Source organism: Mycolicibacterium chitae, assembly GCF_900637205.1.
In the GTDB taxonomy this organism is placed as follows: Bacteria; Actinomycetota; Actinomycetes; order Mycobacteriales; family Mycobacteriaceae; genus Mycobacterium; species Mycobacterium chitae.
In genome coordinates, this window is the sequence record NZ_LR134355.1 from 2,693,216 (window position 1) to 2,704,213 (window position 10,998).

Here is a 10,998-nt window from a genome sequence, read left to right on the forward strand (position 1 = left end):
GACGGTCGGTTAGGTAGATTGTCGGGCGACGATGATCGCCTTGCTCCCCAACCGGCCGGCTTCTGCAACCGTTCCGGAGCCTGCGTCCCCGCCCGCGAAGGGGGCCAGGAAGGCGGGTTTCTACCGACATGATCTCGATGGCCTGCGCGGCGTGGCCATCGCGCTGGTTGCTGTCTTCCATGTCTGGTTCGGCCGGGTTTCCGGTGGTGTCGACGTGTTCCTGGTGCTGTCCGGGTTCTTCTTCGGCGGCCGGCTGCTGCGCAACTCGCTGACCGCCCAGACCCTGCCGTCGCCGCGCGCGGAGATCACCCGGCTGGTCCGACGGCTGCTGCCCGCGCTGGTCGTGGTGCTGGCCGCGTCCGCGGTGCTGACCATCCTGATCCAGCCCGAGACGCGCTGGGAGGCCTTCGCCGACCAGAGCCTGGCCAGCCTCGGCTACTACCAGAACTGGGAGCTGTCGAACACCGCCGGGGACTATCTGCGCGCCGGCGAGGCGGTCAGCCCGCTGCAGCACATCTGGTCGATGTCGGTGCAGGGCCAGTTCTACATCGCGTTCCTGGTCGTCGTCCTGCTGTGCACCGCGCTGCTGCGCAAGCCGCTGGGCCGCAATCTGCGGATCTTCTTCCTGGTGCTGATCGGCGCGCTGACCATCGCCTCGTTCGTCTACGCGATCTTCGCCCACAACGCCGATCCGTCGGCCGCCTACTACAACAGCTTCGCGCGCGGCTGGGAACTGCTGGCCGGGGCGCTGGCCGGCGCGGCGGTGGGTTCGCTGCGCTTGCCGATGTGGATCCGCAGCCTGATGGCCGTCGTCGGCCTGGCCGCGATCCTGTCCTGCGGCATGCTGATCGACGGCGGCCAGGAGTTCCCCGGCCCGTGGGCGCTGGTCCCGGTCGGCGCCACCATCCTGATGATCCTGGCGGCGGCCAACCGGCAGGCCGACCCGCACTGCCGCGGCAAGATGCCACTGCCCAACCGGGTGCTGGCCTGGGGTCCGTTGGTGACCCTCGGTGCCCTCGCCTACTCGCTGTACCTCTGGCATTGGCCGCTGCTGATCTTCTGGCTGGCCTACAGCGGCCGCACGCACGCGACCTTCGTCGACGGCGCGGTGATCCTGGCGGTCTCCGGCGTGCTGGCCTACCTGACCATGCGCTACATCGAGGAACCGCTGCGCTACCGGGGCGCCGCCCCGGCGTCGGTCCCGGCGGTGAAGGCGCCGCTGCGGCAGCGGTTGCGCCGGCCCACGATCGTGCTCGGCTCGACGGTCGCGTTGCTCGGGGTCGCGCTGACCGCGACGTCGTTCACCTGGCGCGAGCACGTGATGCTGCAACGCGCCGACGGCAAGGAACTCGCCGGGTTGAGCACCCGCGACTATCCGGGCGCCAAGGCGCTGCTGAACGACGCGCGGGTGCCGCGGGTACCGATGCGCCCGACGGTCCTCGAGGCCGCCAAGGACCTGCCGATCTCGACCACCGACGGCTGCATCAGCAACTTCAAGAACGCCGACGTCATCAAGTGCAGCTACGGCGACACCGACGCCACCCGCACCATCGCGGTCGCCGGCGGCTCGCACGCCGAGCACTGGCTGACCGCGCTGGATCTGCTCGGCCGCATGCACAACTTCAAGGTGGTCACCTACCTGAAGATGGCCTGCCCGCTGTCCACCGAGAAGAACCCGCTGATCATGGGCAGCAACTCGCGCTACCCGCAGTGTCACGACTGGGTGCAGAAGGCGATGGCCGAGATCATCGAGGACGAACCGGACTACGTCTTCACCACCTCGACCCGGCCGTGGAACATCAAGCCGGGCGACGTGATGCCCGGGACCTACATCGGCATCTGGGAGGAGTTCGCCGAGCACGGCATCGAGGTGCTGGCCATGCGCGATACGCCCTGGATGGTCAAGAACACCAAGCCGTTCTTTCCCAGCGACTGCCTGGCCGACGGCGGCGACTCGGTCTCGTGCGGCGTCAAACGGTCCGTGGTGTTGGCCCCGGAGAACCCCACCCTCGAATTCCTCGACCGCTTCCCCAACCTCAAGCCGTTGGACATGAGCGAGGCGGTGTGCCGGGCCGACTTCTGCCGGGCGGTCGAGGGCAACGTCCTGATGTACCACGATTCGCACCACTTCACCGCGACGTACATGCGCACCATGGCACCTGAGTTGGGCCGCCAGATCGCCGCCGCGACCGGTTGGTGGTGACCATCACTCCACCGGAGGTCGGCCGCCACGTGTGGCCGGGCAGCGCCTATCCGCTGGGCGCCACCTACGACGGCGCCGGCACCAACTTCGCGTTGTTCTCCGAGATCGCCGACAGGGTCGAGCTGTGCCTGATCGGCAAGGACGGCGGCGAGACCCGCATCGAACTGGACGAGGTCGACGGCCACGTGTGGCACGCGTACCTGCCCGCGGTCACGCCCGGCCAGCGCTACGGCTACCGCGTGCACGGCCCCTGGGCGCCGGCGGCCGGCCACCGCTGCGACGCCTCCAAGCTGCTGCTGGATCCGTACGGCAAGTCCTTCCACGGCGATTTCGACTTCTCCCAGGCGCTGTTCTCCTACGACCGCAACGCCGAGGATCCGGCGTCCGGCGGCACCCCGCCGCGGGTGGATTCGTTGGGCCACACCATGACCAGCGTGGTGATCAACCCGTTCTTCAACTGGGCCAACGACCGTGCGCCGCGCACGCCGTACCACCACACGATCATCTACGAGGCGCACGTCAAGGGGATGACGCAGAACCACCCCGGCATCCCCGAGGAACTGCGCGGAACCTACGCGGGCCTGGGCCATCCGGTGATCATCGAGCACCTGAAGTCGCTCGACGTCACGGCCATCGAGCTCATGCCGGTGCACCAGTTCCTGCACGACCAGCGACTGCTGGACCTCGGGCTGCGAAACTACTGGGGCTACAACACCTTCGGTTTCTTCGCCCCGCACTACCAGTACGCGGCCACCCACAAGGCCGGCGGCGCGGTCGCCGAGTTCAAGACCATGGTCCGGGCCTTCCACGAGGCCGGCATCGAGGTGATCCTCGACGTCGTCTACAACCACACCGCCGAGGGTGACCACCTGGGCCCGACGCTGAACTTCCGCGGCATCGACAACGCCGCCTACTACCGGCTGCTCGACGGGGACCTGCGCTACTACAAGGATTTCACCGGCACCGGCAACAGCCTCAACGCGCGGCACCCGCACACCCTGCAGCTGATCATGGACTCGCTGCGGTACTGGGTGCTCGAGATGCACGTCGACGGCTTCCGTTTCGACCTGGCCTCGACCCTGGCGCGCGAGTTCTACGACGTGGACCGGCTGTCGGCGTTCTTCGATCTGGTGCAACAGGATCCGGTGATCAGCCAGGTGAAACTCATCGCCGAGCCGTGGGACGTCGGCGAGGGCGGCTACCAGGTGGGCAACTTCCCCGGCCTGTGGACCGAATGGAACGGGAAGTACCGCGACACGGTCCGCGACTACTGGCGCGGTCAGCCGGCGACCCTCGGCGAGTTCGCCTCCCGGCTCACGGGTTCCTCGGACCTGTACGAGCACACCGGTCGCCGTCCCAGCGCCAGCATCAACTTCGTCACCGCCCACGACGGCTTCACCCTGGCGGACCTGGTGTCCTACAACGAGAAACACAACGAGGCCAACGGCGAGGGCAACGCCGACGGCGAGAGCCACAACCGGTCCTGGAACTGCGGTGTGGAGGGCCCCACCGACGACCCGGAGATCCTGGCGCTGCGGGCCAAACAGATGCGCAACATCATCGCCACCCTGATGGTCAGCCAGGGCACCCCGATGATCAGCCACGGCGACGAGTTGGGGCGCAGCCAATTCGGCAACAACAACGTCTACTGCCAGGACTCCGAGCTGTCGTGGATGGACTGGTCACTGTGCGAGACCAATGCCGACCTGCTGGCGTTCTTCCGGCGGGCCACCAACCTGCGCCGGGCGCATCCGGTGTTCCGGCGCCGGCGGTTCTTCGCCGGCACCCCGATCCGCAGCGGCGACCAGTACCGCGACATCGCCTGGCTGACCCCGTCGGGTCGGGAGATGACGCCCGAGGACTGGGACGCACCGTTCGGGGCGTCGCTGGCGGTGTTCCTCAACGGGGAGGCCATTCCCGAGCCCGACCGTCGCGGCGAGCGCGTGGTCGACGACTCGTTTTTGCTGTGTTTCAACGCCAGCCCCGAGGGTATGGACTTCGTCACCCCCGACGGCCGCTACGCACAGGAATGGAGTTCGGCATTGGACACCGCCACGCCGACCGGAGCCAGCGACACCGTGGTGCGCGCCGGCCAGACGGTCACCCTGGAACCGAGGTCGGTGCTCGTCCTTCGAAAGACGTCATGACCGCGGCCCGGCCGGTGCTGTCCACCTACCGTCTGCAACTGCGCGGCGACGGGTTCACCCTGGCCGATGCGCTGGATCTCCTCGACTACCTCGACGACCTGGGCGTCAGCCATGTCTACCTGTCGCCGCTGCTCACCGCGGTACGCGGTTCCACCCACGGCTACGACGTCACCGACCCGACGGCGGTGTCCGCCGAACTCGGCGGGCCCGAGGCGCTGACCGCGCTGTCGCGGGCGGCCCGGGCCCGCGGCATGGGCCTGCTGGTCGACATCGTGCCCAACCACGTCGGGGTCGAGCAGCCCGAGCTGAATCCCTGGTGGTGGGACGTGCTGCGGTACGGCCGGGACTCGCGGTTCGCCGAATTCTTCGACATCGACTGGGATCTGGACGCCGACGGGCGCATCGTGCTGCCCGTCCTCGGCGCCGACGAGGACGTCGCGGCGCTGACCGTCGATGGCGACGCGCTGACGCTGGGCGACCTGCGCTTCCCCGTCGCGCCCGGCACTGCCGGGGGCAGCGGCGCGGAGGTACACGACCGTCAGCACTACCGGCTGGTGGGCTGGCGGAACAATGTGTGCGGCTATCGGCGGTTCTTCTCGATCACCTCGCTGGCGGGTCTGCGCCAGGAGGACCCGAAGGTGTTCGACGCCAGCCACATCGAGGTCAAGCGCTGGTTCGACGAGGGGCTGGTCGACGGGGTGCGCATCGATCATCCCGACGGGTTGGCCGACCCGGTGGCATATCTGCGCCGGCTGCGCGAGTTGACCGGGCCGCACGCCTACATCGTCATCGAGAAGATCCTGGCCGTCGACGAGGCGTTGGAGCCCACCCTGCCGGTCGACGGCACCACCGGCTACGACGTGCTGCGCGAGGTCGGGGGCCTGTTCATCGATCCGGCCGGCGCCGAGTCGTTGAGCGCGCTGAGCGCCGCGGCGGGGTTCGACGCCGCCGACGTGGCGCGGCTCGAGGCCGACCTCAAGACCGCCGCGGCGACCGAGACGCTGGCCTCCGAGCTGTCCCGGCTGCGCCGCGCCGTCGTGGCCGCCGCCGGCCACGACCATCCGCAACTGCCGGCGGCCATCGCGGCGCTGCTGACCCACATCGACGTCTACCGCTGCGACTACCCCGGGTTGGCCGCCATGCTGTCGACCGCCATCGCCGAGACGGTCGCGGCCCGTCCGGACCTCGCCGCCCCGCTGCAGGTGCTGGTCGCCGGCCTGAACGCCGAGGAACCCGCGACGCGGCTGCAGCAGCTGTGCGGCGCGGTGACGGCCAAGGCCGTCGAGGACTGCCTGTTCTACCGGGACACCCGGCTGATCTCCCTCAACGAGGTCGGCGGCAGCCCGCAGCGCTTCGGGGTCAGCGCCGCCGAGTTCCACCACAGCGCCGCGCAACGCGCGCGCCGCTGGCCCACCGCCATGTCAACGCTGACCACCCACGACACCAAGCGCGGCGAGGATGTCCGGGCCCGGATCGGCGTGCTGTCGCAGGTGCCCGGGTTATGGACCGAGATGGTCGCCGGCTGGGAGCAGATGACCCCCTCCCCCGCCCCGGACGCCGGATTGTTCCTGTGGCAGAACATCTTCGGGGTGTGGCCTGTTGACGGCGCGGTGGACGATTCGCTGCGGGACCGGCTGCACGCCTACGCCGAGAAGGCGCTGCGCGAGGCCCAGGTGCACACCTCCTGGCACGAGCCCGATGCCGACTTCGAGACCGCGGTCCACGAGTGGCTCGACGCCGTGTTCGACGGCCCGGTCGCCGCCGAACTCACCGCGCTGGTGGCGCGTCTGGCCCCGCACGCCCGCGACGACGCGCTCGGACAGAAGCTGCTGGCGCTGACCGTGCCGGGTGTCCCCGATGTCTATCAGGGCACCGAGCTGTGGGAGGACAGCCTGGTGGACCCGGACAACCGCCGGCCGGTGGACTACGCCGCGCGCCGCGCCGCCCTGGCCGCCGGCGAACACCCCAAGCTGCGGGTCGTGCGCGCCGCGTTGCAGCTGCGCCGCGCCCGCCCCGAGACGTTCCTGTCCGGGGCCCACACCCCTGTGTCGGCGACCGGCGCGGCGGCCGAGCATCTGGTCGCATTCCGCCGCGGCGCCGAGGTGCTGGTGGCCGTCAGCCGGTGGACGGTCGCCCTGAGCGAATCCGGTTGGCGCGACACGGCATTGCCGCTGCCCGACGGCACCTGGACGGACCGGCTGACGGGGCGGACACACTCCGGCCCGGTCGCGGCCGCCGACCTGTTCGCTCAGCTACCGGTGGCCCTGCTGGAGCGCACCGATGGCTGAGCACACCTTCGCCGTGTGGGCGCCGCGGCCCGAGGTGGTACGCCTCGACGTGGACGCGACGCTGCATCCGATGCGCCGCGAGGCCGACGGCTGGTGGCGCGCCACGGTCGATGTCGAGGCCGGGGCCCGATACGGCTTTGTGCTCGACGACGATCCGACGGTGCTGCCCGACCCGCGCTCGGCTCGCCAACCCGACGGCGTGCACGCCCGTTCGGCGCTGTGGTCCCCGGCGGCGGCGCCGGTGTCCGACTGGGCGGGCCGATCCGCGGCCGGCGCGGTCATCTACGAACTGCACGTGGGGACCTTCACCGCGGCCGGCACCCTCGACGCGGCCATCGACAAGCTCGAACACCTGGTGGACCTCGGGGTGGACTTCGTCGAACTGATGCCGGTCAACGCGTTCGCCGGCACCCACGGCTGGGGCTACGACGGGGTGCTGTGGTACGCGGTGCACGAACCCTACGGCGGCCCGGACGCCCTGCTGCGGTTCGTCGACGCATGCCACGGCCGGGACCTGGGTGTGCTGCTCGACGCGGTATTCAATCACCTTGGCCCGTCGGGCAATTACCTGCCGCGGTTCGGTCCGTACCTGTCCTCGGCGAGCAACCCGTGGGGCGAGGGCATCAACATCGCCGACGCCGAATCCGACGAGGTGCGCCGCTACATCATCGACTGCGCGCTGCGTTGGATGCGCGAGTTCCACATCGACGGGCTGCGCCTGGATGCCGTGCACGCCCTGGTGGACACCACGGCCGTGCACATCCTGGAGGAGCTGTCGGCCGAAACCGACGCCCTGGCAGCCGAATTGGGCCGGCCACTGTCGCTGATCGCCGAGAGTGACCGCAACGACCCACGGTTCATCACTCCTCGCGCCGACGGCGGCTACGGGATGACCGCGCAGTGGGACGACGACATCCACCACGCCCTGCACACCGCGGTCTCGGGCGAACGGCAGGGCTATTACAGCGATTTCGGCACCCTCGAGGTGTTGGCCGACACGCTGAAGAACGGCTTCTACCACGCGGGCACGTTCTCGTCGTTCCGCAAGCGCCGACACGGCCGACCGCTGGACACCGCGACCATCCCCGGGTCCCGGCTGCTCGCCTACACCAGCACGCACGACCAGGTGGGCAACCGGGCGATCGGGGACCGGCCCACGGCCTACCTCGACGACGGCCAGCTGGCGGTCAGCGCGGCGCTGGCGCTGCTGACCCCGTTCACCGCGATGGTGTTCATGGGCGAGGAATGGGCCGCCGGGACCCCGTTCCAGTTCTTCAGCTCGCACCCCGAACCCGAGTTGGCCGAGGCCACCCGGCAGGGCCGCAAGGCCGAGTTCGCCGAGCATGGCTGGGACGCCGACGAGGTGCCCGACCCGCAGGACCCCGCGACGTTCGCACGCTCCAAGCTGGACTGGGACGAGCCCGCCTCGGGTCGGCACGCCGCGCTGCTGCGGCTGTACCGCGACCTGATCGCCCTGCGGCGCACCGAACCGGATCTCGGCGACTTCTGGCTCGACCACATGACGGTCGACTACGACGAGGACGCCCGCTGGATCGCGTGGCGGCGCGGGTCGCTGACGACCGCGTGCAACCTGGGCGCCGAGCCCGTGGACGTGCCGGTCCGCGGCGAACTGGTCTACGCCTGGGGCACACCCCGAATCGGTGAGACCGCAACCGAACTCGACGGCCACTCGTTCGCGGTGTTGCGGCAGGTGTCCCCCGCGTAGGAGCCTGTGGATAGCGGTACACACCGCAGCGCGGTGTCGGTCAGGCTGCCGATATGACCAACCCGTATCTGCCCCCGCCCATCGAGACCGCGACGGACCCGGTGCACAGCACCGCGGACCTCGGCCAACGCTGGCGCGCCCTGATGGGCCCGCTCGGCTTCGGCCAGCGGCTCATCTGGTTCGGCTTCCTCGGCCCCGACCGCCGCCTGATCAAGGCCCTGCATCAGCTGCCCATCCCCCGACGACCCCGAGAAGACGTCTGCGAGAAGCTATTCGGCGGCCTCGCGGTGGTCGTCGAGGAACTCGATGCGCCGGTGACCGTGGCGATCCTGCTGACCGGGCCGGGCACCGGCGGCGTCAGTGAGCGGGACCGCCGGTGGGCGGGCATGCTCACCGACTTCGCGCAGCGCTGCGAGGTGCCGCTGGAGCCGATCTTCCGCGCCAACGACGAATCGTTGGAACTCGTCGAGCCCAGCTTCAGCGCCAGCGTTACGTGAGGTAGCGGTAGGTCGGTGAGCCCGGTTCGAGCAGTTCGACGTGGCTCTCCGAGCGCTGCATCCGCGCCAGCAGGCGGTCCAGGTCGGCGGCCGAACCCAGCTGAACACCGACCAACGCTTCGCCGGTCTCCCGGTTGTTGCGCTTGACGTACTCGAACAGGGTGATGTCGTCGTTGGGGCCCAGGACCTCGTCGAGGAAGCGGCGCAGCGCGCCCGGCTCCTGCGGGAAATCGACCAGGAAGTAGTGCTTGAGACCCAGGTGCACCAGGGAGCGCTCCAGCACCTCGCCGTAGCGCGACACGTCGTTGTTGCCGCCGGAGATCAGGCACACCACCGTCGACCCCGGCGTGATGTCGGCCTCGAGCAGTCCGGCCACCGACAGCGCGCCGGCGGGTTCGGCGATGATGCCCTCGTTCTGGTACAGGTCGAGCATCGCGGTGCAGACCGCGCCCTCGTCGACCGTCGTGATCGACACCATGTCACCGGCCGAGGACAGCGCCGCGAACGGCAGCGCGCCCGCGCGGGCCACGGCCGCGCCGTCGACGAACTGATCGACCTGCTCGAGCGTGACGGGCTGCCCCTCGGCCAGGGCCGCGACCATCGACGCGGCACCGGCGGGTTCGACGCCCAGGACCGAGGTGACGGTGGTTCGGTCCGCCAGGTAGCTCGCGATGCCGCTGATGCAGCCGCCGCCGCCGACGGGCACGACCACCAGGTCGGGCTCGGCGTCGAGCTGCTCGAGGATCTCCACGGCGATGGTGCCCTGACCGGCCATCGTGCGCAGGTCGTCGTAGGGGTGCACCAACGTGGCGCCGGTGCGCCGCGCATCGTCGAGGGCGGCCTCGGCGGCCATGTCGTAGGTCTTGCCGCCGATGATCAGCTCGATGTTGTCCCCGCCGTGGTAGCGGATGCGGTCGCGCTTCTGCTTGGGCGTCTTGGCCGGCACGTAGACGCGGCCCTGAATGCCCATCGACCGGCAGGCCAGCGCGAAGCCCTGGGCGTGGTTGCCGGCCGAGCAGCACACGACGCCGGCGGCAAGTTCCTCGGGGCTCAGCTGGAGCAGCAGGTTGTAGGCGCCGCGCACCTTGTAGGAGCGGACGGTCTGCAGGTCCTCACGTTTGAGAAAAACCCGCGCGTCGGTCAGCTGCGACAACCGGTCACTGAACTGCAGCGGCGTCGGCGTCACCAGGTCGGAAATTCGCTTGGCCGCCGCCTCGACATCGGCCCCGGTGAGCGGGGGGCTCGACGGTGTCACCCGTGGTGCTTGACTCAGTTCAGCGGACACCGGTCAATGGTGCCACGCGAGGAATTCACCAGTGAAATCGTTTCAGGCGGGCGTGAGCACGAACACCGGGATCTGCCGGTCCGTCTTGGTCTGGTAATCGGCGTAGTCGGGGAACGCGGCGACGGCCCGCTCCCACCACTGTGCGCGCTCGTCGCCGAACACCTCGCGGGCGTTGTAGTCGGCCGAAATCGTGCCGTCCTGCAGTTCGACCAGCGGGTTTGCCTTGACGTTGTAGTACCAGACCGGGTTCTTGGGGGCGCCGCCGAGCGACGCCACGATCGCGTACTCGCCGTTGTGCTCCACCCGCATCAGCGGGGTCTTGCGCAGTTTGCCGGTCTTGGCGCCGACCGTGGTCAACAACACGACGGGCATACCCCGCAGTTCGGTGCCCTTGGTCCCGCCGGAACTCATGTACTCCTCGGCGTTCTCCCGGGACCAATCGAGCGGACTCGGTGCGTACTCTCCCTGCAACGGCATGCGCCCAGCCTAGGCGAAACAGGCGCCCGGCTAGGGGAAACAGACACCCCCAACGGCGTGTTTCGGGTGGCCGAAACTTTTCATAAGGGCTATGATGGCCCTCATGACCACCGCCGAGCAGTTCCGTTCCGCAGCACAGTCGCGGACGCCGCTCGCACAGCGGGAGCTGTCGATCGCGGGCGTGCCCTGGCCGGCCTACAAGGTGGTCGCGCTGCTCGTGGGTGCACTCGTGCTGGCGGTCGTGGGCGTGGTCTCCGCCAGTGCCGCCACCGCGGTGCTCAGCGCGACGGCGGTCACCACCGTGGCGTGGTGGGTGCTCGGCGCCGGCCATCGCCGGCACTGACGCCACGCTCTCCTCACCGCAAGCCCTGCCTG

General features: G+C 69.6%; 8 protein-coding genes. 6 read left to right on the forward strand and 2 right to left on the reverse strand.

The genetic code is table 11. From position 1 onward, the window contains the following. Positions 1-31: 31 nt before the first annotated feature. Genes sucT through EL338_RS12760 form a run of 5 tightly spaced genes read left to right on the forward strand, consistent with a single transcriptional unit; the run spans position 32 to position 8,861 of the window. A complete protein-coding gene (gene sucT, locus EL338_RS12740; RefSeq protein ID WP_126334088.1) occupies positions 32-2,203 on the forward strand; it encodes an acetyltransferase SucT in 2,172 nt (723 codons plus the stop codon). Next, the gene (glgX, locus tag EL338_RS12745) at positions 2,200-4,350 is read left to right on the forward strand and encodes a glycogen debranching protein GlgX (protein WP_126334089.1); all 2,151 of its coding nucleotides are present in this window, start codon (positions 2,200-2,202) and stop codon (positions 4,348-4,350) included. The genes sucT and glgX overlap by 4 nt, the downstream gene beginning before the upstream one ends. Next, positions 4,347-6,638: a malto-oligosyltrehalose synthase gene (gene treY / locus EL338_RS12750; RefSeq protein ID WP_126334090.1), complete on the forward strand. Its 2,292-nt coding sequence runs from the start codon at positions 4,347-4,349 to the stop codon at positions 6,636-6,638. The genes glgX and treY overlap by 4 nt, the downstream gene beginning before the upstream one ends. Beyond that, a complete protein-coding gene (gene treZ, locus EL338_RS12755; protein ID WP_126334091.1) occupies positions 6,631-8,364 on the forward strand; it encodes a malto-oligosyltrehalose trehalohydrolase in 1,734 nt (577 codons plus the stop codon). The genes treY and treZ overlap by 8 nt, the downstream gene beginning before the upstream one ends. 53 nt (positions 8,365-8,417) lie before the next feature. Then, positions 8,418-8,861, forward strand: coding sequence for a hypothetical protein (locus EL338_RS12760; RefSeq protein WP_126334092.1), 444 nt, complete (start codon positions 8,418-8,420; stop codon positions 8,859-8,861). Here the strand turns inward: EL338_RS12760 and ilvA are convergent. After that, positions 8,854-10,146, reverse strand: coding sequence for a threonine ammonia-lyase IlvA (gene ilvA / locus EL338_RS12765; protein WP_126334093.1), 1,293 nt, complete (start codon positions 10,144-10,146; stop codon positions 8,854-8,856). The two genes, EL338_RS12760 and ilvA, sit on opposite strands and share 8 nt — an antisense overlap. Before the next feature lie 42 nt (positions 10,147-10,188). Then, on the reverse strand, positions 10,189-10,623 hold the full coding sequence (locus tag EL338_RS12770; protein WP_126334094.1) for a nitroreductase family deazaflavin-dependent oxidoreductase: 435 nt from the start codon (positions 10,621-10,623) through the stop codon (positions 10,189-10,191). A gap of 103 nt (positions 10,624-10,726) precedes the next feature. On the opposite strand from EL338_RS12770, the gene EL338_RS12775 reads away from it, so the two are divergent. Further along, positions 10,727-10,966: a hypothetical protein gene (locus EL338_RS12775; protein WP_126334095.1), complete on the forward strand. Its 240-nt coding sequence runs from the start codon at positions 10,727-10,729 to the stop codon at positions 10,964-10,966. Positions 10,967-10,998: the final 32 nt, after the last annotated feature.